Consider the following 22,419-nt stretch of genomic DNA (forward strand, 5'->3'; position numbering starts at 1 on the left):
AATGAGAAAAATACTATTATTTTTGTGTGTACTTACAGGATTTAGCCTATGGGCACAACCTAAACAACACAATAGCTATACAGTAAAAGAGGGAGATACTCTTGAGAGTATAGCCAAGGTATTCCGTGTATCCCCCAGTGATATAAAGTCCCTAAACCCCACTTTGGAAAAAGGCTTACAGAAAGGAATGCTGCTTATCATACCTGGAGATGAAATAAGCTACTTTAATAAAAAGCAACCTACTGGTTTTGAGAAGTATACAGTAAAAGACAAAGAAACACTTTATGGACTGGCGCAGAGGTTCCATATTACACAAGATGACCTACGTCGCTACAATATGGTATTGTACAAGAAAGAGTTGCGCAAAGGACAGGAAATTACGATTCCTCTTTACCGAGATGCCCCTAAAGAAATATCCAAAGGCAAGGAAGGACTTACCAAATATATCGTAAAGCCAGGAGAAGGCTTATGGCGTATAGCTCAGAACTATGGAGTAACTCAAGAAACCCTAGAACGACTCAACCCCAACCTGCCCAATCCGCTAAAAGAAGGGATGGAAATATGGGTACCTGCAGGGAAATCAGGTGTTCCAGAAGTGACTACAGACAAGGCTTTGGTACTTTATCAAGTAGAGAAAGGGGAAGGGTTTATGAGCTTAGAACGCAAGTTTGGCCTTTCACAGAAAGAGCTGGAAAAGCTCAATCCGGAGCTCAAAGACGGAATCAAGTTAGAAGCCCAGATCTGGATACCTAAGAACAATTTCTTAGACTATGTAGCTACATTAGGAGGAGCCTCCCAAACAGATGTAGCCACAGGCAATGCCACTGATGCAAATCCTAAGATAAAATCCGGCATGAATCCCTCCAATATCAAGACAGTTTCCTTCGTATTGCCATTTAGAGTCAATGGAATACAGGCGGGGAATATAGCTGATATTAAGATCAAATTGCAGAAAGAAAAAATAACAGCCATAGCCTCAGATTTCTATTCAGGAGCTCTAATGGCCTTGGATTCTCTGCAGAAAATGGGATTCTCCCTTACGGTGAATGTGTATGATAGCAATGGGAATGCTCAAGGAGTGAAAGCCATATCCTCCAGTGAAGGTCTGAAGAGCTCACAAGTGATTATAGGTCCCTTTTCTCCTTCAGCCTTCAATGCTCTATCGGAGACAATCACCTCCGACAATATTGCTATATTGGCACCTCTTTCCAACAGAAATATAGAACTCCGTCCCAATGTATTCCAGACAGTCCCTACAATAGAGGTACAACAGAATAGCATGATAAGCTTTATCAATCAGAAATATCCAGATGCCAATATTGTATTACTATCCGATGCCAAGAGTAAGGATATGAATGAAAAACTATTATCCTCTTTTTCTCAGGCTAAAAATGTAGATAATATACAAGGTATACAAAGTGCATTGAACAAAGAGGCGACAAATATAGTTTTTGTATCATCAGATGATGTGGTATTCCTCTCTGATGCGATACGTATACTATACAACATAGCTGGAATCAATGGGAAGAATAAGAACTATAATATTATTATGGCTACTTTGGATAAGGGAGATGCTTATGACCACAATAGTATATCCAATAGCCAGCTATCAGCACTGAAATTCACCTATCCAGCAGCCAATAGATATGCAGGTGAGAGCAATCCTTTTATAAAGAAATACCTCAAGACCTATAAAATATCGCCTAGCAAATATGCCTTTAGAGGATTTGATCTCACGATGGATGCAGTATTGCGAACTAGTTTGGTAGGGAATTTTATCAAAGAAGCCAATATAGGAGAAACCTCCTATCAGGAGAACAAATTCCAATATGTAAAGAATGCAGCAAAGGGAGGAGGATATGAGAATAGAGCAGTTTACATACTGCGTTATGAGGATTTGCAAATAAGTGAAATTTATTAGAAAACAGCTAAAGAAATTATAAAATACTGAAAGAGGGGTAAAAAGTTAAAGAAAAGTTTTGTTGAAATGAAAAAAAGTTATACCTTTGCCCCTACATTAATGAAATTTAATTAAGGATTAAAAATCACATTTATGAGAAAGCAAATTTTAGCTTTGACAGCACTTGTAGCCTTGGGAGCAAACGCTCAAGAATACAACAAATGGTCGATAGATGTAAATGGAGGGGTTAACAAACCTGTTCGCGAATTTACATCAGGATATGCGACAAAAACCCCAAACTTCTTTACAGTTAACGGAGGTGTTCGTTATATGTTCAATAACAAGTTTGGTTTGCGATTAGGAGGAGGATACGATAAGTTCGTAGAAGGTGATAATTCTCCTAAATTCAATTCCAACCTATGGAATGTAAACTTGCAAGCAGTGGCCAATGTAGGTCGTGTGCTTTCTTTCGAAGATTGGACTCGTGATCTTGGTCTATTGGTACACACAGGTGTAGGAATTGGCCAATTGAAAAGTGATAATTTTGACAAAGCAGACAACTTAGGGTTCGTTACCTTTGGTGTTACTCCACAAGTTCGTCTTAGCAATCGTGTAGCTTTATTGTTTGATGGGTCTGTATACTGGTATGCTAGACAAAACAAAACTTTCGATGGTCTTAGCAATACTACTCACGATGGTTTCAAAGGGTTAAACTTTACCGGAACTATTGGTCTTCAAGTAGCTTTGGGTCGTCACATGATCCACGCAGACTGGTATAGTGAAGGAAAAGAGCTTGAAAGAAAACTACAAGCTGCTGAAGATCGTATAGCAAAAGCAGAAAGCGATGTAGCAAACTTGGCTAAAAAATTGGATGAAAAAGAAGATAGAATGGTGGATACTAACGGAAACCGTATTCCAGACGAATTGGAAAACTATCTTAATGAAAAATATGGTTCCAATGCTGAAAACAAATATGCTACAGGAGATGCTGCTCGTGAGCTTATCGAAAAAGGATACATCAATGTATACTTCGATTTCAACTCTTCAAAACCTCAAAAATCATCTTTGTGGGCAGTGGACTTTGTTGCTAACTACTTGAAACAAAACTCTGGTGCAAGTGTGAACGCAGTAGGTTATGCTGATGAAAAAGGAAGCGAAAACTACAACCAAAAACTATCTGCTAAACGTGCTGAAGTTATCAAACAATTGTTAGTAGACAGAGGTATCAATGCTTCACAGCTTTCTTTCGAAGGAAAAGGAGAAGATAAGACAGTTAATGCTAATTCTTCTAACGCTCGTCAGTTAGCACGTCGTGTAACATTCGAATTGAAATAATTGAAAATATTAGTATTTTGAAAACCACCCTCGCATGAGGGTGGTTTTTTTATAAAAAAACTTTTCATATTTGAAGAAAAGTAGTATATTTGCGCTCTCTATAGGAGATATATTATTTAGGTAAATAATAATCTAATTGCTTGATAATCAATGAAGAAACTTATTGAGCCTCCCTCAATTTCTTTTTCCATAAGAAAGACTCTGCAGCTGCTTAGGTGTAGAGCTTCTGTTCTTTTTCCTATTTTAATAACAAAGGAGCCACTACAGAGAATAGATAAGAGGACTTTTTCCCTAAGAATTTGAATTTTATTTTCTATTTATTCAGTACCCATTAATTTTCAACAATTAAAATAAATACGTAAATAAAATGAAAAATAAATATATAGATCTGATAGATCAAACCTACTATTTCCCCCAAGATGAATTTACTTTGGAGGGGGACGAACTTCGCTTTCATGATATAGACCTAATGGAACTTGTGCGTGAATATGGGGCACCACTGAAGTTCATGTATCTACCTAAAATATCAGAGAATATCCAAAGAGCTAAAAAATGGTTTGAAAAAGCCATTAAGAAGCATAAGTATAAGGGTGCTTATAACTATTGTTATTGTACCAAGAGTTCTCATTTTAAGCATGTGATGGTTGAGGCTCTCAAGAATGATATTCATATGGAGACCTCATCGGCGTTTGATATTAATATCATCAATAACCTCATCAGTGAAGGGCTTATCAGCAAGGAAAATTATATCCTATGCAATGGCTTCAAGCGTGATGCTTATATAGATGGTATCGCTGATCTTATCAATCGAGGATATGATAAGTGTATGCCTATCATAGACAACTATGAAGAGATCAATCTTTTTGATGAAAAAATAAAGGAAAATTACAATATAGGAATCCGTATAGCCTCCGAAGAGGATCCTCGTTCGGAGTTCTATACCAGTAGGTTAGGGATAGGCTATAAGAATATTGTACCTTTTTATAACAAAGAGATAAAAGATAATAAGAAGGTAACCCTCAAGATGTTACACTTCTTTATCAATACAGGGATTAAGGACAATGCTTACTACTGGAATGAGCTACTCAAGTGTTTGAAAGTGTATATACAGCTTAAGAAAGTAGCCCCAGAGTTGGATAGCTTGAATATAGGAGGAGGATTTCCGATAAAGACCTCTTTGGCTTTCGAATATGACTATGCCTATATGGTAGATGAGATCATTCGACAGATAAAGATAGCTTGTGACCAGGAGAAAGTGCCTGTACCAAATATCTTTACTGAGTTTGGTAGCTTTACAGTAGGAGAGGCAGGAGGAGCCATTTATGAAATCATGTACCAGAAACAACAGAATGACCGTGAGAAATGGAATATGATCAATTCCTCCTTTATTACCACCCTTCCCGATACTTGGGCAATTAACAAGCGCTTTGTGTTGCTCCCTATCAACCGATGGAATGATGAATATGAGCGTGTGCTCTTAGGAGGACTCACTTGTGATGGCGATGATTACTATAATAGTGAGCAGAATATGAACGCTATTTACCTACCTAAGTATAACAAAAACAAGCCTTTGTATATAGGATTTTTCAATACAGGAGCTTACCAAGACTCTATAGGAGGGGTAGGAGGATTGCAACACTGCTTGATCCCTCAGCCTAAAATAGTTCTTATAGATAGGAATAAGGATGGAGCGCTCACTACGCGCCTATTTATGGAACAACAAAAAGCGGAAGAAATGCTCAAAATACTTGGGTATTAGTGAAAAATAAGAAAAGGTAATTATATGAAAAAAGTGAGTTAGACAAAGTCTAACTCACTCTTTGTATCTGAGAAGTGCTAATTCTATTTAGAAAAAGCCTCTTTGAGTTGGTCAAGTGCTTTTTTGATTACTGAGCGTGGAGAAGCTAAGTTGATACGCATAAAGCCCGTACCTTCTTTGCCGAAGACACTACCATCGACCAAGGCTAAGTGAGCCTGATTGGTACAGAAAGCAACCAATTCTTTTTGGGAAAGGCCTAATGCTCTGAAATCCAAGAATACCAAGTAGGAAGCCTGAGGAACAAGGTATTTTACCTTAGGCAAGTGTTCATCAATATACTGGATTAGAAAATCAATATTCCCTTGCACATAAGTCAGTAGTAGGCTGAGCCATTCTTCTCCTTCTCGGTAGGCAGCGACCGTTGTCTGGAAAGCAAAAATATTTCCATCGGTGAGCATATAGCCTACGGTTTTGTCCAAGAATTTTTGCCTAATCTCTGGATTGGGGATAATGGCATAAGCACTGGCAAGCCCTGCCATGTTAAAGGTCTTGCTGGCAGAAGAAAAAGTAACACAGTTGTCTGCTACTTCCTGGGAGAGGCTTGCTAAGGAAACATGCTGATAGGAAGGAAGTGTCAAGTCAGCATGAATCTCATCAGAGATCATCAGTACCTTGTACTTGAGACAGATAGCAGCCAAGCGTTCCAATTCGGCTTTTGTCCACACACGCCCCCCAGGGTTATGAGGATTGCAGAGGATAAAGAGCTTGCAAGTTTTAGCTTTTTCTTCAAAGTCTTCAAAATCGATATGATACTGTCCCTCTTGGAGTAGTAGAGGATTGGTGACTACTTTTCGTCCTGTATTGCGGATAGCTGCGGCAAAAGGGTAATATACAGGCGGTTGTATAAGTACATTGTCGCCTACATGAGTGAAAGCCTCAATAGCCATGACCAAGGCAGGCACCACTCCTGGGATAAAACAAATCATCTCCTTATCAATGGAGAGTTGATGGCGTTTTTTTTGCCAATCAATTATAGATTGATACCAAGCTAAGGGTTTTTCAGTATAGCCAAAGATTTCGCATTCTATACGTTTTTTTACCGCTTCTACGATGAAGGGAGGTGTTTTGAAATCCATGTCGGCTACCCACATAGGGATCAAGTCTTCGCGTCCCCAGCGAGGGAGAAGAGCTTCCAATTTTAGAGAATCGGTACCTCTTCGGTCGATAATTTCGTCAAAATTATATATCATAGTTAAATAATTTAGTTACAATGATAAAAGAAAAACAGGAGACTATGAAATGACAATCTCCTTTACCACTTCCTTTTTCAGGAAATCATTGATGAGTTGGACTAATTCACTTCTGCGGAGGTTTAAGTCCTCTCTCAGGGAGGCATTGTTTAGCGAAATGAACAATTTATCTCCTTGCAGACGTACATTTTCGGTATATTTCACCACTCCCATACCTGCAATCTCCACCCAAGCCTCCTTCACACGTACCTTGTCAAGGCCATAGTTAAGGTTGTATTGGCTAAAGAGAGCAGGGATAATCTCCTTCAGGGAGCTTTCATTGTAAAAGTTGGCCATATCTTCATAAAAAACAGTACAAAGGTAGTGATATTTTTTTGAAAAAACATAAGAAAAAGAAGAAAATATATTAAACCATAACTAAGAGATTTTTTAGCAAAAAACCATATAAAAAGGGAGTGTAGAAAAAATTGCGAAAATAATTTGGTTACTACTAAAAAAAATCTTATTTTTGCCGAGTTTTTTAACAACTATTACACCCATGATAAAAATTACACTGCCTGACGGTTCTGTCAAGGAATACAAGAAGGGAATCACCCCTGCTGAAGTAGCCCAAAGTATTAGTGAAGGCTTGGCTCGTAATGTGATATCAGCCAGCTACAATGGTAAGACTATAGAGACGGTTACGCCCCTTGAGACGGACGGAAGTTTAGTGTTATATACTTGGGATAGTCCTGAAGGAAAGAAAGCCTTTTGGCACTCTTCAGCGCACATATTAGCGCAAGCCTTGGAGGAACTATACCCTAATATCAAGCTTACTATAGGGCCAGCTATTGCCAATGGTTTTTATTATGATGTGGATTTCAATGGAAATACAATTACAGACAAGGATTTCCCAGCGATAGAAGCCAAGATGCTTGAGATAGCTCGTGGTAAGTATGAGTTCAAGATGCGCCCAGTGAGCAAGGCAGAAGCTCTTTCTTACTATAAGGGAAAGAATGAGTATAAGACAGAACTGATAGAAGCCTTAGAAGATGGCAGTATCACCTTCTGTGATCATAGCACTTTTACTGACCTCTGTAGAGGAGGGCACTTGCCTAACACAGGCTTTGTAAAAGCTGTAAAGATACTTAGTGTAGCAGGTGCTTATTGGCGAGGTAATGAGAACAATCCACAACTTACACGAGTGTATGGTATCTCATTCCCTAAGCAGAAAGATCTCACAGAGTATCTTACACTCTTGGAAGAGGCCAAGAAGCGAGATCACCGCAAGCTCGGTAAGGAGTTAGAGCTCTTTACTTTCTCCAACAAGGTAGGACAAGGGTTGCCCTTGTGGTTGCCTAAAGGAGCTGCCCTGAGAGAACGCTTAGAAGCTTTCTTGCGCAAAGCACAGAAACAAGCGGGATACGAACAAGTGGTAACCCCACACATAGGACATAAGAACCTATATGTAACCTCAGGACACTGGGAAAAATACGGAAAAGATAGTTTCCAACCTATTGCTACCCCTAACGAAGGAGAGGAATATTTGCTCAAGCCAATGAACTGTCCTCACCATTGTGAGATATACAACTCTCACCCATGGAGCTACAAGGATCTGCCTAAGCGCTTTGCGGAGTTCGGTACTGTATACCGCTACGAACAGAGTGGGGAACTACATGGACTTACTCGTGTGCGCTGCTTTACTCAGGACGATGCCCACATCTTCTGTACGCCAGAGCAGCTCGATGCTGAGTTCAAGCATGTGATAGACTTGGTACTCTATGTGTTTGGTTCCTTAGGATTTGATAACTTTACCGCACAGGTATCCTTGCGAGACCCAGAGAACCTATCCAAATATATAGGAACCGATGAGAATTGGGCAAAGGCAGAGAATGCTATTATTAATGCCGCTAAAGAAAAGAATCTAACCTATGTGATAGAAACTGGAGAAGCTGCCTTCTATGGTCCTAAGCTTGACTTCATGGTCAAAGATGCATTAGGCAGAAGCTGGCAACTGGGAACTATCCAAGTAGACTATAACCTACCAGAGCGTTTTGACCTATGGTACAAAGGAGCTGATAATGAACTGCATAGACCAGTGATGATCCACAGAGCACCTTTTGGTAGTATGGAGCGCTTTGTCGCCATCCTACTGGAACATACCGCAGGAAACTTGCCACTTTGGTTGGTGCCAGAACAGGTGAATATTCTCTGTATCAGTGAGAAATATGAAGGCTATGCCCACAAAGTAGCCAATTTATTACAAGAAGCAGATTTGCGCCCTCATGTGGACAATCGCAACGAGACTATTGGGAAGAAGATTCGTGAAGCAGAAACACAGAAATTCCCTTACATGGTCATCGTAGGAGAAGAAGAGGAAAAGAATGGTACTCTTTCGGTACGTCGTCATGGAGGCGAAGACTTAGGTAGTATGAAGATAGCTGATTTTATCACCTTGATACAAGAAGAAATAAACAAAAATGTACGACCTTTCTCAATAGAAGTTTAACCTAAAAATTGAAAAGCCATTAATAACAAAGTACCCAATAGTAAGAGCGCTGGTGAAGAAAAGACTTCACATCGGATCAACAGAGACATACGTGTCCCCGAAGTGCGTTTGGTAGGTGACAATGTGGAAACAGGTGTCTATCCTACAAAGGAAGCCTTACGGCTTGCAGAAGAAATGGAATTGGACTTGGTAGAGATCTCTCCCAATGCCCAGCCTCCTGTGTGTAAAATCGTAGACTATAAGAAATTTCTCTACGAGCAGAAGAAACGTGCAAAGGAACTAAAAGCCAAAGCAACTAAGGTGGAAATCAAGGAGATTCGCTTTGGTCCTCAGACCGATGATCACGATTATGAGTTCAAGAAAAAACATGGGGAGAAATTCCTCAAAGAAGGTGCTAAGGTAAAGGCTTATGTATTCTTCAAAGGCCGTTCAATCGTCTACAAAGATCAGGGACAAGAGCTCCTCTTGCGCTTAGCGGTGGACTTGGAAGAGTATGGAAAGGTAGAACAGATGCCTAAGCTCGAAGGAAAGCGTATGACGATGTTCATCGCTCCTATCAAGAAGAAATAACAAAATAACAGATATTTTCCTCATTAATTTTTAAGTAACAAAATGCCAAAGATTAAAACTAAGTCCAGTGCTAAAAAACGTTTCAAACTAACGGGCTCTGGTAAAATCAAAAGAAAGCACGCTTTCAAAAGTCACATCTTGACTAAAAAAGCTAAAAAACGTAAGTTAGCTCTTACACACGCTACCTTAGTACATACTAATGACGAGGCTAGTGTAAAGAAACAATTAGGCTTAAAATAATTGTTTCCAGGTTAAAAATAATTGTCTCACCTTGGAGTATGGCTCAAAAAGAACGTAAAGTCGCCTACTACAAAAAAAAAAATTAGAAATTTATGCCAAGATCAGTAAACGCAGTTGCGCGTAGAGCGCGTAGAAAAAAAATAATGAAGCAAGCCAAAGGGTACTTTGGCCGCAGAAAGAACGTTTGGACAGTTGCCAAGAACGCGGTTGAAAAAGCGTTGGTATATGCTTACAGAGACCGTCGTAATAAGAAAAGAACTTTCCGCGCTTTGTGGATTGTTCGTATCAATGCAGGGGTTCGTCCTTATGGATTGTCTTATTCAAAGTTCATGGGAGCTCTTAAGGCTAATAAGATAGAACTTAACCGTAAAGTTCTCGCTGACTTAGCCTTGAATCACCCAGAGGCTTTCAAAGCAATTGTAGAAAAAGTAAAATAAACGTTTCATCAAAGAAAATATCTGTTTGTAAAAAAGGCTATCCCTTTATGAGATAGCCTTTTGATATTTTATAAATCAATCTCTACTTGGTTGCGCAGTAAGTCCTCAAGGGTTTCTGCCTTGCGTATGAGCTTGGCTTGCCCATCTATCCAGAGGACTTCGGCAGCGCGAGGACGTGAGTTGTAGTTGCTTGCCATAGTGTAGCAGTAGGCACCTGCATTCCTAAAACAGAGGATATCCCCTTCGGAGATTTCCGCAATTTGTCGGTTAGAGGCAAAAGTATCTGTCTCACAGATGTAGCCCACCACCGAGTAAAAGCGTTTCTTTCCCTCTGGGTTAGAGATGTTTTCTATAAAGTGAGTAGCTCCATAGAACATAGGGCGGATCAGGTGATTGAAACCCGAATCAATTCCGGCAAAAACGGTAGAGGTAGTTTGCTTGACTACATTGACCTTTACCAAGAAAAAGCCCGCTTCACTGACCAAGAATTTTCCAGGTTCAAAAGCCAAGGTCAGGTCTCTCCCATAGAGCTTGCAGAACTCCAAGAAGCGCTGGCTGAGCTTCTCACCCAGTTCTTCTATATCTGTCTGAATATCACCTTCCTTATAGGGTACTTTAAAGCCACTACCAAAGTCAATAAACTTCAGTTCTCTAAAGTGCTTGGCGGCATCAAAGAGGATTTCAGCAGCGTAGAGGAAGACATCTATATCCAAGATATCGCTACCTGTGTGCATGTGAATCCCATTGATGTGCATTTTGGTATTCTCTACAATACGCAGAATATGAGGTATTTGGTGAATACTTATACCAAACTTACTATCTATATGCCCAACCGAAATCTTAGAGTTGCCCCCAGCCATAACATGTGGATTGATGCGGATACATACAGGTACCTGTGGGTGCTTACTGCCGAATTGCTCCAAGATGGAAAGGTTGTCTATGTTGAGTTGTACCCCCAGAGAAGCAGCCTCCTCGATCTCCTCCATAGAGACCCCATTGGGAGTGAAGATAATCTGTTCGGGAGCAAAACCTGCATGAAGGCCTAACTTGACTTCTTGTATAGAAACTGTATCTAAGCCTGCTCCCAGCTTTCGCATAAGCTTGAGAATAGAGCCATTGGACAGCGCTTTCATTGCATAGTTGATTCTAAGGCTGGGCACAGCGGCAAAAGCCTTGATAAGTCGCTCATACTGAGATCTGATTTTGTAAGCATCATACACATACACAGGACATCCATAAGTATGCGCTATAGAAAGTAAATCTTTGATTTCCATAAGAATAAGGGTTAATGGGTTTGTCGGGACAAAGATACAATTTTAAAAAGAAAAGTAAAAGGTAATAGGTAAAAGATTAAAAAAAATTATTCATTAATCATTCATCATTGCTTATTATTTCGTATATTTGCGCAAAGTTAGTCATAATATGAAAACCCCTACTAAGTATATATTGTTGTCTTTGCTTGTAGAGTATGTGCTTTTTTGTCTCTTTATGCATTTTGTAATAAACCAAAAATCAAATACTTACGTTACCTCAATGGGTGCCATACGCACCTATGCCGCTATTACAGCGCTCTATATACCTACTTTGGTTTTGGCTTATTTTGTAGGGCAAAAGGTGAAATTTCATCTCTATAGCAGGCTAAAGAACTTTATCTTAGGGGTTTTGCTCATTTTTATTTTTTATATCACCACTTTTTGGTTTACAATGATGAGTTTTACTTATTTTCTCTGCCCTGAAGATGATAGACGTTATTGTATGGAGATAACACAATTTGTAGTGTTTGGATATACAATATATGGAATAGGGAAATGGTTGTTTGTCTTTGTGGCGTTGCTCTTAGGAGGGCTTTTAATGATGATAAATAATGGCAAGCGAATGACTAATGGTAATCGTATATAAATATGGATGAAATTAAATATCCTATAGGTGCTTTTGAGCTACCTAAGGAAATTACTCAGAAGCATATAACCACTTATATAGAAGAACTCAGGCGATTTCCTTATTTGTTAGAGGAAGCAGTAAAGCAATGTCCGCCGAATATACTCAACCTTACCTATAGAGAAGGGGGCTGGACAATAGCTCAGATAGTGCATCACTTAGCCGATGTGGATATGAATAGCTTTATTCGCTGTAAGCTCGCTCTGACAGAGGAAAACCCTATGGTAAAACCCTACGAAGAAACCTTGTGGGCAGAGATTCCTGAGGCAAAAGACTTTTATATATCTCCCTCCTTACGTATCATAGAAGGAGTACACTGGCGCTGGTGGAAGTTCTTGAGAGCCCTCACCCCAGAGGATTTTGAAAAGACTTACCGGCACCCACAGAGTGGACAAACGATATCTATAAAACAAGAAATAGCCAAGAGTGTATGGCATGGCAAGCACCACTTAGTTCATATTGAGTTGGCTAAAAAGCTCCAAATAATTAATAATAAATTGTAAATTAAGAATATATGAAAAGAAGATTTGTATATCAAGATGCCAAATCGGATAAGTTTTGGGATATTGAGTTTGAAGGTACTACCCAAACTGTCGTTTATGGAAAAACAGGTACCGCAGGGCGTGAAGCTGTAAAGGAATTTGCTACAGCTGAGGAATGTACCAAGGAAAGCGAAAAGCTCATCGCACAAAAACTCAAGAAAGGCTATACCGAACTTGCCGAAGGCGAAGCAGCTCCTGAGAAAAGAGAATACTCTGAAGAGGAAAAGGCTGACTATTTCTTTTGGGAAGCTATAGAAAAGAGCTACAAATACAATAAAAAAGATTGGAAAGCCTATGATCTGGAAGAACATTTAGAAAAAATCGCCACCTACTTATCTAAATATAGCGAAGAGAAATTGATTCTATTTCAAAAAACTTTAGAGCAGAAACTTATATCTCTTTATACAGCCTCTATAGCGGAACTTTATATCATTTTAGGAAATGAATATGAAAAAGAGGGAGATAATTATAGTTTTGATGGCTATGTTTCTGATGATGGTTTTATCTATTTCCGTTGTTGGCTACTGCTCAAAGGAAAAGAATTTTATGACGATATCACCAAAGATATAGAAACTTTTGTATCAGGTAAATATCACTTTAATATAGGGGAAACTTGGGCAGAAGGTCTGCTCTATGTAGCCGATGATGCCAATCAAGAAGCTCGTCCGGATAGTGATGAGGGAATCATAGAAGATACTGTATATCAGAAATGGCCAGAGCTGAACTATGATTTTGGTGAATTTGCTATGGACAGGGAACCCAAGAGTGGAGGAGAGCTCCAGAAAATGTATCCTAAATTGGTAGCTGAAATCATGCCCATCCGTTAGTAAATAAATTCTTTAATAACGTAACGATATTCTTCAAAAAGTAGTACCTTTGCTGCCAGATATGGAAAAACAAGAAAGATACGACCGCGCCTATATGCGTATGGCTCAGGAGTGGGCAAAACTCTCCTATAGCCAGCGAAAGCAAGTAGGGGCTATCATCGTCAAAGACCGTATGATCATTTCTGACGGGTATAATGGTACGCCTACAGGTTTCGATAATTGTTGTGAGGACGCTCAGGGGGATACCCTATGGTATGTGCTCCATGCTGAAGCAAATGCCATTCTCAAGGTGGCGGCCTCCACCCAGTCTTGTGCTGGAGCGACGCTCTATATCACCATGTCGCCCTGTAGGGAATGTAGCAAACTCATACACCAAGCTGGCATTGTCCGTGTAGTGTACAAGGATTCCTATAGAGATACCAGCGGGATAGAGTTCTTAGAAAAAGCTGGTGTAGAGATTCTACATTTGCCAGAGACCTCTTCAGAGGGAGATAGTCTGTAACCTTTTTCTTTTGTCATGGCCTTAGTATTAGAATGGGACTTTGAGTCTTACCAAGAGGAAGAGCTTCTGGTTGCCCTACATGCGAGATTTGCTCCTTGCAAGATGGCCTATTGGCTCAATACCTCCCTTCATATCGGCCTTAAGCGTGAAAGGAAAGACTTGTATGACAAGGAATTTGATACCTTTTTTCCGTTTTTCTCCTATGAAGGAGAGAAAAAGTGGTACCTGATAACCAACAAAGTACGCAAAGAAGTCTCTGTAGGGATGTTTTTGCAAGTAGAAGAAAATCAATTGCTTATAAAAGAATTGCCTAAAGTAGATTATTTCCTGAGAATCACCCCCTTGGAGGAGCCTCTTAGTGCGACAACACTGCTAAAGGAGCTTCGTTGGATAGACTTTTTCTACGAGATAGCCCTTTTTCCTGAGGGGAAAATCCCAGCCAAAGAGCAGCGGAAACTCAATGAAATCAAATCAAAATTAATTTTTTAAATATATAGTATGATAGGACGAAAAAAAACTAAAATAGTAGCTACCTTAGGGCCTGCTACTGATAGCCCAGAAATTCTCAGACAGATGATTTTAGCAGGGGCTAATGTATTCCGTATCAACTTCTCTCATGCCAACTATGACGAGGTAAAGCAACGTATAGCCCAAGTACGTGCTATAGAAGAAGAACTCAAGACCCATGTAGCTCTACTGGGAGACCTGCAAGGGCCTAAGCTCCGTGTAGGAGTGATGGAGGACGATGTGGTAGTAGAGAATGGAGATCAGATATCCTTCATTACAGGCGAGCCTTTTGTAGGGAATAAAGAGCGTGCTTATATGAACTATGCCCAGTTCCCCCGCGATGTAAAAGTTGGGGAACGTGTACTTTTGGACGATGGTAAGCTTATCTTTGAGGTGGTTTCCACCAATGAGAAAGATACAGTAGTAGCCAAAGTACTCCAAGGAGGTGTGCTCAAATCCAAAAAAGGAGTGAACCTACCCAATACTAACATTTCCTTACCGGCTCTTACTGAGAAAGATATCAAAGATGCTATCTTTGCCATAGAACAAGAGGTGGATTGGATAGCACTTTCCTTTGTACGACATGCCAAGGATATAGAAGACCTCAAGACACTGATCAAGCAGCACACTACTGAGAATATTCCCATTATTGCCAAGATAGAAAAACCAGAGGCTTTAGTCAATATAGATGAGATTATCGCCAACTGCCAGGGACTGATGGTAGCTCGTGGTGACTTGGCTGTAGAGACTCCTGCTCAGGAAGTACCCCTTCGCCAAAAAGAATTGGTACGTAAAGCCAAGGAAGCACGTATTCCAGTAATCATTGCTACCCAGATGATGGAAACCATGATAGAGAGTCTGACCCCTACCCGTGCTGAGGTAAACGATGTGGCTAACTCCATCATAGACGGTGCCGATGCAGTGATGCTTTCCGCCGAGACTTCCACAGGGAAATATCCAGTACAGGTTATCGAAAGAATGTCTAGCATTATCAATAGTGTAGAGGATTCTGAGTTTATTAATGTACCTCGTATCCCACCAGTACGTGAGGGCAATGAACGTTTTGTTACTCAATCTGTATGTTTGAGTGCTGCCAAGCTTGTCGATGATATGGATGCTAAGGTTATTTCCACCCTTACAGGTAGTGGATATACGGCATTTCAGATATCTGCCTTGCGCCCCAGTGCTCATATCTTGGTCTTCTCCTCCAACCGACGCCTGCTCACCAAGCTCAGCCTATTATGGGGGGTAACGACCTACTACTATGATCGTTATGTATCCACCGATGAGACTATAGAGGACATCAACCGTATCGCTACTCGAGAGGGACACGTGCAAGTAGGTGATATTGTCATCAGCCTTAGCGCTATGCCTATCAGCTACCAAGGCCGTGTGAACACTGTACGTGCTACACAGATATTAGCCTAATTTAGAGAAAAGTGAATAGTGAAAAAAACACTATTCACTTTTTGTTTTTTTAAAGTTTTTCCTTTACAAAACTGCTGACAGTAAGGCGATGTACACCGAGAATACGCCCAATGGCGGAGTAGGACACCCGCTTGTCCAATAGCTCTTTGATGCGTTTTTCTTGCCCTGTGAGTTTTGTCTTAGCCGACTTACTTCCTTTAGGGCGACCCAATACCACTCCCTCAGCTTTTTTACGAGCTAAAGCCTCCTTAGTACGCTGACTAATAAGGTTGCGCTCAATCTCGGCAGATAGTCCAAAGGCAAAGGCTAGCACCTTGCTATTGATGTCGCTCCCTAAGCGATAGTTATCCTTGATCGTCCAGACCTGAATATCGCGGTTCATACACTCATTAAGTACCCCCATAATCATCAAAAGGTTACGTCCCAAACGCGACAGTTCTGAACAAATAAGGACATCACCTTTCTTCATTCTTTTAAGGAGTTTACCGAGTTTTCTATTCTCTACTCTTGTCATACCTGAAATAGTTTCTTCTACCCAAACATCAATAGTTAGGCTGTTTTTCTCACAGAAATTACTAATTTCAAAACGTTGGTTTTCTATAGTTTGCTTATCGGAACTTACCCGAATATATCCATAAATCATTGTATAAGTAAATTTGATTAAACTCATAAATATAATCAAAAATAATAAAACAATGACGGGCGTTTGTTTTTGACAAATCTATCAGAAGTAACTGGGAAACGAATTGACCCCAAAGGTTATGATATTAAGACAAAATTACTAAAAAGTAGCATTGATAATATTGATTTGAAAAAGTTCATTTTACTGCCTTTGAAATCATTCATTATTCAAAGTATAGCAGGTAATTGGGGAATTGATGAAAAAGAGGAGATTGAGGATAATGAAGAGTATCAAAAGTGTTTAGTAATTAGAGCTACTGAATTTGATAATCAATACAATTTGAATTTAGATAATTCAAGAGTAAAATACCGCTTAATAAAGAAAAGTATTTTATCCAAAATAGATTTAAAAGAAAATGATTTATTAATAGAAAAATCAGGAGGAAGTCCAGACCAACCAGTTGGTAGAATAGCCATTATAACACAAAATATAATTAAAGATAATATTTTGTGTTATAGCAATTTTATTCATAAAATAAGAGTTGATAATAAAAAAATCAATCCTAAATATTTGTTTTGCTTTTTAAAGATGATGCATAATATTAGACTCACGGAAGCGATGCAAAGCCAAACTAATGGGATTAAAAACCTTATTATGAGTACTTATCTTAACCAAAATATTGTTATTCCTATTTCTGAAAATGGAATAATAGACATTCAGAAGCAAACAGAAATTGCTAATAGAATTACAGCTATTAGAGAGGAAGCTAAAAAACTACAATTAGAAGCAATTAATACATTAGAAACAGCAAAAAGAAATATTGAACAAATGATATTAGGCAATTAGTTCCCTAATATCATTTGCTCTACTTCTTGCTTAGCTTGTTCCAAAATTTCTTTTCCTTCTTGCTTTAATGTGTTAGCTTTATTTCGTATTTGTGAGATATGGGTAGCTATTTCATTTTGTTTTTGTAAGGGAGGAATAGGAATAGGTAATGATTTTAGATTATCATTATTTAAATAAAGTATTGTAGCTAAAGAAGAGGCTCTTTTAGCTAAGGAAAGAAATATATTTGTATTAAACCAATATGAAATAAAAAAAGGATTAATTTCTTCACTAAATCTTAGACTTGACACATTTTGATTTATAGAAATGGGTATATCATAAATATTTACAGAAGATATGCCTATAGTTCCTGCAATACACATAATTACTTCTTCCTTATAAGAGAAAGTCAAAAAATCCTTATATTTGGTTCTAATATATTTTGTATTTTCAATATTGATCTCATATTTTTTCAGATTTGTATTTCTTAAAAAAGGTATTCCCTTTTCGGTTGTAAAAGCATTTAACTTTTGATTAGGTGTTGTACCTGTTTTTATTGCTTTTAAATACTTTTTAATTCTTTCAAAAGGATATATTGAATTATTTAAAGATTGAAATAAACAATAAAAGTACTTAGAATTATAATCAGGGTCAATTCGTTTCCCAGTTACTTCTGATAGATTTGTCAAAAACAAACGCCCCTTTTTTACTAACGGATTATCATTGTCTAAGTTATAGCTATTGTTTTTATCAGTGTTTTGTGGTAAAAGCTCTTCTTCTTTGGGTAGTGTAATACCTAACTCTCCTAAAAGATAATCATCAATACTATCCAATAACCTTTGAGCTTCAGCTTCTTTTTGTTGCTTTTGTATTATTTTATTATAGAAGTAAGAAACTATCTTTTTTTGAGTTATAATATCTAGTAATGGAATAGAAATAGATCCTACTTCCTCTAAATTAATATTGGCTCGAGCTACAGGTCTCTTTATTCTATCTAATATTTTTTGACCTAAATCTGTTAGAAAAAAAACATGAATAAAATGAGGATTAATATTTTCTTTAAATCTTACACCACAAATCGCTTGGTTTATATTGGCTTCAAAATCATAATTATAAACACCTACTTTTCCTATTGTAGCCCCTACAATTGCAATAAGTAAATCATTTCTTAAGATTTTGGAGCCTTTCATAAGTTTATTATGTATTTCGGGTTTTATAAAATTTAAATTGTTAAAATCTATAATATTATCTTCTGAAAAATCTCCACTTCTCACAAAAGGGATTCCATTATCTTTATCTGTATATGCGTCTCCTCCGCTTAAAGGAGTTATTCCTGAAAATATTTTAACACTTTCATTTCTAATTGATGAAGTTGGTATTAATGATAGTTTTTCTTTTATAATATTATACTCCTTTTTATGAAAGTGAGGGTCAATTCTCCCCTCCAATTCCGAACGATTAACAATAAAAACCTTATTAGGATCTATGTTTTCTGATAGTTTAAACATATAAAATATTATTTTAAAGGTATACCGTAGTTTTTATTCAATATCTCTAAGATATTCCTTCTTGCTATTTCAGATAAGCTTTTAGATCTATATTTATCATTATAGATATGATATGTGTCATTAGCATAATCTGATTTAGGAGAATCTGAAGATTCTTCCCTGAATAGAAGAGTAGGTTTTTTCATAGCTCTCGCCCAACCAGTCTCATATAGTACATTTGCATTATTATTAGAGATATCAGCAATGAAAATATGACAATTTTGAATTTTATTTATAATATCTTGTATCTGGTCTTGAGTTTCTCCTCTATTTTGCATTATAGGATAAAGAGAAATCTTTACTCCGTAATCTCTACTTATTTCATTGATTACGTTTCCATATATTGTATTATATTCTGCAACAATGTTTGGATCCCCTTGAAAATAAGGCATTGCAACAAAAACTTTTATTTCTTGCTCTACTATTTTGTCAAATATTTTGATAATACTCTCTGCTTTGATTTCTTTAATATCAAAAATATGGTTTTTGATTACCCAGTTTTTAAAAAATTCAAATTTACTTGTATTATCTGTAACTTTGTAATATAGAAATGCTGTGAGGAGTCCAAAGCTTGAATTATCCTTTAATTTTTCATTTTCTAAATACAGAACATCAATACATTTTAATGCATCAAGAACATCATCAACTATATGGTCTATTTCATTGCTGTTTTCTAATAATACATTAAAAAAATCTATGCAGTAAGTTCTGTACTGATTTGAAATAATATGTTTGATGCCACTAAAATAATCAGCCTTCATTTTATCCATCAACTCTCTTGTTTTAATTCCAGCTTTTCCTAAAATTATCTCTAACTCGGTATCTGGAAAATTATTTTTGTCATCAATGATTACTTTTAAATTTTCTTCTGATGTTAATGGAATTGTTTTAGTGTTTATGTTGTGAAAAAATATTTTAGTTGCCTTGTCAAAAGTTTTTGTGTCTTGAGTTTCGATTAACCTATCTCCATCATAAAATTCTTCTCCTAAAATAATACAAAAAGGCGCAACCATTCTCTCAACCTTATCAGCAGTAGATGTTTCTGCTGCTAATAACCTATGGTTGCCATCAATTCTATGAAAAGGTTTAGAATTAATATATTCATCAGCAATAATAAGCTCAATAATTTTTACTCCTTCATCAGTTGGTGAATTAAAAATTTTCTTTATTCTTATTTCAACATTATCTTTATTTGATTTATATTTATTTCCTGATTGAATAGCTATTAAAGGACTATTATTTGATTTTTTAACAGAATCGTGTCTAATTTTATAGCTTAAAATAATCTCAGGGAAAAACAAATATGTCTCTGTTTCTAAAAAAGTAATAATATCATCTCTTCCCTCAATAGGTTTTCTTTGATAGTTATAATCCGCACAAGAAATTTGGGCTAATTCTTTAATAGGAGCAAAACCTCTGATACATAATTGTCCACTAAGTGAATTATCTAATATACCTCGTATTATCATAGCTTATTTATTTTCAATGAATTTTATAAATCGTTCTAATTCCTTCCCTATAACCTCCAATTCATTCACAGCAATCTTTTTGCCTGTAGCATCATAACCTATCTCTTCAGCTATTGCCATAAAAATAGGGTAGTCCTTTAGCTTTTTCTGTTTCTCTGTTAAGAAAGCATCTTGTAATTCTTCTTTAAGGTTGTTTACTTTTTCTGAAAACTCCTCTTGTATTTCTTTCTTCTCCTCAGCCATAAGAGGGGCTAATCCTTTTTTGTCAAGAGAAGGGTATTTTTCTTTATATTGTTTTTCAAGGGCACTTATAGCTTGTTTTTTTTCTTTTTCTAATTGTGTTACTTGCTCTTTGTACTGATATGAGAACAGTAAGTTATGTTTTGAATTTTGCTTTAAGTTCCTAATTTGCTGAGTTTCATCTTCAGTGTATTTTTTTAAAAATAATACCGAACTTTTTACACCTGCCCCATTAGCTGAGAAAGCCGTTTGAGGCATAGAAATTACAGCAACTATTCTAAAAATCTCTTCTATATGATCACGTACATATTGCAGAGAGCTATTGGTTAAGATGCCATCGGGAATAACGATAGCCAAATAGCCTCCTGCTTTTAAAAAATTATAACATTGCTCAATGAATAAGACTTCAGTACTTTGGTTTTCGCGTACAGTTTCAGGAGCTGATTTTACAGCTAACCAGTCTTCTTCTTTTTTACCTAATTTGTATTCTTTTAAATAGGCTTTTTCTGTCTGGCGAACAATACTTCCAAAAGGGGGATTGGTAATGATAAAATCGAAATGATTGTATTTAAAACCTTTGTTTTCCGTGTTTCTTTGAATTTCTTCAGGGCTTAAAAGCCCATCAGAAGTAATCACATTGGTATGTCCATCATCATGAATAATCATATTCATTTTGGCGGCTCTTGAAATTTGCTCATTAATTTCTATACCATACAAATTCTTTTCAGCGAAATTGTGCCAATACCTAAAATGCCTTTCCCTTTCGTCAGCATCTTCCTTGTAATCAGGTATATCTCTATTAGCAAGCTCTCTTACTTTATTCAAAGCATATAAAAGAAATCCTCCACTACCACACGAGGTATCTAAAACAAAAGATTCATTTGTAATAGGTAATACATCAACAATAAATTTTACAATTTCACGAGGAGTAAAATATTGACCAAAATTACCCCTAAAGAAAGAATTCATAAAGGTCTCAAAAGCCCTCCCTTTAGCATCTAAATCTGTCTTTCCAATATTAATACCTTGTAAATATCCTACTACTGTCCTGATTTTTTCAGGTGCAAGCCTGATATTATCACGAAAAACTTCAGGGTCTTTCTTTCTACCTTCATTATAAAGGTCATTAATTCTATTTAAAAGACGTTTATTTTCCTCATCAGCTATAGCTTTTGGTTTTTGTTCTTTACTTAAACTGTCATAATTCTTTATTTCTGAGGGATCTACTTTTATAATTTGAAAATCATAAGGGTCTCCCTTTTTTCTGATCTTCCGTTCATCCCATATTTTGCAGAAAATAAGTTTATCCAATTCGTCAAAAGCTTCTGAAGGATTAAGGTGTCCTCCTCCCCAAAGCGCATCATGTGCTTTTTTAAATCTACTTGTTAAATCTTCCTGTTCAATAGTTTTTAAGTCTTCAAACTTTTGTTCTCCTTCTTTTTGAGATATTTGAGCTGCCTTATACACATATCTGTAATTAGCTAATTTTTTTACTCCATACGAAGGAATATCAGTTTCTTCAATTCTTGACTCTCTTGTTTTATCTACTTGAAAATAACTATTTTTATTTGAACAAGTTACCCAAACATATTTTACACTGTTTGCCATTGCATAGGCATAGCTATAGGCTTGATTTACAGCTTCATTAAATGCTGGATCTGTAATATCTGCTTTCTTACACTCTACTAAAATATGAGGTTCTGTGCATTCATCATCATTATACACTACTATATCAGCTTCCTTTGTACTAGAACCCATTGGCACAGAAACAAATATTCCTATTCGTTCAGGCTTGTAATTATACTGAATAACCAACAAAACAAAAGCCTCAGCTTGCACCTTTTCCTCTGGATTGGTGAAGTTTCTACTTTTATTCTGATGAATATATGTTATTGTTTTCTCATCTTCTGAAATAGAGATGAGGTTTCTTTTTATACCTTCTTGTATGATTCGATTCATAGAATGTTGATTTTTATTTATACTAAAAAACCGA

Annotated in this window: 21 protein-coding genes; 14 read left to right on the top strand and 7 right to left on the bottom strand. The window is 37.1% G+C overall.

Translation table 11 applies throughout. From position 1 onward, the window contains the following. Position 1: 1 nt before the first annotated feature. The 3 genes from CGC50_RS12540 to CGC50_RS12550 all read left to right on the top strand — a co-directional run bounded on the left by CGC50_RS12540 (position 2) and on the right by CGC50_RS12550 (position 4,994). On the top strand, positions 2 to 1,921 hold the full coding sequence (locus CGC50_RS12540) for a PBP1 and LysM peptidoglycan-binding domain-containing protein (protein ID WP_095911077.1): 1,920 nt from the start codon (positions 2 to 4) through the stop codon (positions 1,919 to 1,921). Positions 1,922 to 2,053: 132 nt separating this feature from the next. After that, positions 2,054 to 3,235 carry an OmpA family protein gene (locus CGC50_RS12545; RefSeq protein WP_095911078.1) on the top strand — a complete coding sequence of 394 codons (1,182 nt, stop codon included), beginning with the start codon at positions 2,054 to 2,056 and terminating at the stop codon, positions 3,233 to 3,235. Between the two features lie 367 nt (positions 3,236 to 3,602). After that, positions 3,603 to 4,994 carry a type III PLP-dependent enzyme domain-containing protein gene (locus tag CGC50_RS12550; RefSeq protein WP_095911079.1) on the top strand — a complete coding sequence of 464 codons (1,392 nt, stop codon included), beginning with the start codon at positions 3,603 to 3,605 and terminating at the stop codon, positions 4,992 to 4,994. A gap of 83 nt (positions 4,995 to 5,077) precedes the next feature. On the opposite strand, the gene CGC50_RS12555 is transcribed toward CGC50_RS12550, so the two are convergent. Next, positions 5,078 to 6,244 (bottom strand): MalY/PatB family protein, encoded by a 1,167-nt coding sequence (locus CGC50_RS12555; protein WP_095911080.1) that lies wholly within the window; start codon positions 6,242 to 6,244, stop codon positions 5,078 to 5,080. Between the two features lie 42 nt (positions 6,245 to 6,286). Then, positions 6,287 to 6,580 carry a DUF721 domain-containing protein gene (locus CGC50_RS12560; RefSeq protein ID WP_002667715.1) on the bottom strand — a complete coding sequence of 98 codons (294 nt, stop codon included), beginning with the start codon at positions 6,578 to 6,580 and terminating at the stop codon, positions 6,287 to 6,289. 202 nt (positions 6,581 to 6,782) lie between these two features. Between CGC50_RS12560 and thrS the strand changes: the two genes are divergently transcribed. The 4 genes from thrS (at position 6,783) to rplT (ending at position 9,979) form a co-directional block, all read left to right on the top strand. After that, positions 6,783 to 8,732 carry a threonine--tRNA ligase gene (gene thrS, locus CGC50_RS12565; protein WP_095911081.1) on the top strand — a complete coding sequence of 650 codons (1,950 nt, stop codon included), beginning with the start codon at positions 6,783 to 6,785 and terminating at the stop codon, positions 8,730 to 8,732. Between the two features lie 18 nt (positions 8,733 to 8,750). Next, complete coding sequence (gene infC / locus CGC50_RS12570) at positions 8,751 to 9,302, top strand: translation initiation factor IF-3 (protein WP_081451923.1); 552 nt, start codon at positions 8,751 to 8,753, stop codon at positions 9,300 to 9,302. Between the two features lie 42 nt (positions 9,303 to 9,344). Then, positions 9,345 to 9,542 carry a 50S ribosomal protein L35 gene (rpmI, locus tag CGC50_RS12575; RefSeq protein ID WP_009641953.1) on the top strand — a complete coding sequence of 66 codons (198 nt, stop codon included), beginning with the start codon at positions 9,345 to 9,347 and terminating at the stop codon, positions 9,540 to 9,542. A 92-nt stretch (positions 9,543 to 9,634) separates the two neighbouring features. Beyond that, entirely contained in the window at positions 9,635 to 9,979 is a 345-nt protein-coding gene (rplT, locus tag CGC50_RS12580; RefSeq protein WP_002667677.1) for a 50S ribosomal protein L20, read from the top strand. Positions 9,980 to 10,047: 68 nt separating this feature from the next. Here the strand turns inward: rplT and lysA are convergent, their stop codons facing one another. Then, the gene (gene lysA / locus CGC50_RS12585; RefSeq protein ID WP_095911082.1) at positions 10,048 to 11,253 is read right to left on the bottom strand and encodes a diaminopimelate decarboxylase; all 1,206 of its coding nucleotides are present in this window, start codon (positions 11,251 to 11,253) and stop codon (positions 10,048 to 10,050) included. A gap of 148 nt (positions 11,254 to 11,401) precedes the next feature. Here lysA and CGC50_RS12590 point away from each other — a divergent pair, with 148 nt between their 5' ends. The 6 genes from CGC50_RS12590 (at position 11,402) to pyk (ending at position 15,723) form a co-directional block, all read left to right on the top strand. Beyond that, complete coding sequence (locus tag CGC50_RS12590) at positions 11,402 to 11,878, top strand: hypothetical protein (RefSeq protein WP_095911083.1); 477 nt, start codon at positions 11,402 to 11,404, stop codon at positions 11,876 to 11,878. 2 nt (positions 11,879 to 11,880) lie between these two features. Then, complete coding sequence (locus CGC50_RS12595; protein ID WP_095911084.1) at positions 11,881 to 12,420, top strand: YfiT family bacillithiol transferase; 540 nt, start codon at positions 11,881 to 11,883, stop codon at positions 12,418 to 12,420. Between the two features lie 11 nt (positions 12,421 to 12,431). Beyond that, positions 12,432 to 13,286, top strand: coding sequence for a DUF4240 domain-containing protein (locus CGC50_RS12600; RefSeq protein ID WP_095911085.1), 855 nt, complete (start codon positions 12,432 to 12,434; stop codon positions 13,284 to 13,286). Between the two features lie 61 nt (positions 13,287 to 13,347). Then, entirely contained in the window at positions 13,348 to 13,788 is a 441-nt protein-coding gene (locus tag CGC50_RS12605; protein WP_040359798.1) for a deoxycytidylate deaminase, read from the top strand. A 15-nt stretch (positions 13,789 to 13,803) separates the two neighbouring features. Continuing rightward, complete coding sequence (locus CGC50_RS12610; protein ID WP_002667730.1) at positions 13,804 to 14,277, top strand: IPExxxVDY family protein; 474 nt, start codon at positions 13,804 to 13,806, stop codon at positions 14,275 to 14,277. Positions 14,278 to 14,286: 9 nt separating this feature from the next. Beyond that, a complete protein-coding gene (pyk, locus tag CGC50_RS12615) occupies positions 14,287 to 15,723 on the top strand; it encodes a pyruvate kinase (RefSeq protein WP_095911086.1) in 1,437 nt (478 codons plus the stop codon). Positions 15,724 to 15,772: 49 nt separating this feature from the next. On the opposite strand, the gene CGC50_RS12620 is transcribed toward pyk, so the two are convergent. Further along, positions 15,773 to 16,366, bottom strand: a complete 594-nt coding sequence (locus CGC50_RS12620; RefSeq protein WP_095911087.1) for a master DNA invertase Mpi family serine-type recombinase — start codon at positions 16,364 to 16,366, stop codon at positions 15,773 to 15,775. A 63-nt stretch (positions 16,367 to 16,429) separates the two neighbouring features. Between CGC50_RS12620 and CGC50_RS12625 the strand changes: the two genes are divergently transcribed. Next, positions 16,430 to 17,191, top strand: a complete 762-nt coding sequence (locus CGC50_RS12625; RefSeq protein WP_111986538.1) for a restriction endonuclease subunit S domain-containing protein — start codon at positions 16,430 to 16,432, stop codon at positions 17,189 to 17,191. Here CGC50_RS12625 and CGC50_RS12630 read toward each other — a convergent pair. Genes CGC50_RS12630 through CGC50_RS12640 form a run of 3 tightly spaced genes read right to left on the bottom strand, consistent with a single transcriptional unit; the run spans position 17,188 to position 22,385 of the window. Next, positions 17,188 to 18,678, bottom strand: coding sequence for a restriction endonuclease subunit S (locus tag CGC50_RS12630; protein WP_095911089.1), 1,491 nt, complete (start codon positions 18,676 to 18,678; stop codon positions 17,188 to 17,190). The two genes, CGC50_RS12625 and CGC50_RS12630, sit on opposite strands and share 4 nt — an antisense overlap. Before the next feature lie 8 nt (positions 18,679 to 18,686). Further along, positions 18,687 to 20,186 carry a TIR domain-containing protein gene (locus CGC50_RS12635; protein ID WP_095911090.1) on the bottom strand — a complete coding sequence of 500 codons (1,500 nt, stop codon included), beginning with the start codon at positions 20,184 to 20,186 and terminating at the stop codon, positions 18,687 to 18,689. A gap of 3 nt (positions 20,187 to 20,189) precedes the next feature. Then, complete coding sequence (locus CGC50_RS12640) at positions 20,190 to 22,385, bottom strand: N-6 DNA methylase (protein WP_095911091.1); 2,196 nt, start codon at positions 22,383 to 22,385, stop codon at positions 20,190 to 20,192. Positions 22,386 to 22,419: the final 34 nt, after the last annotated feature.

Source organism: Capnocytophaga gingivalis (genome assembly GCF_002302415.1).
Classification (GTDB): Bacteria; Bacteroidota; Bacteroidia; order Flavobacteriales; family Flavobacteriaceae; genus Capnocytophaga; species Capnocytophaga gingivalis.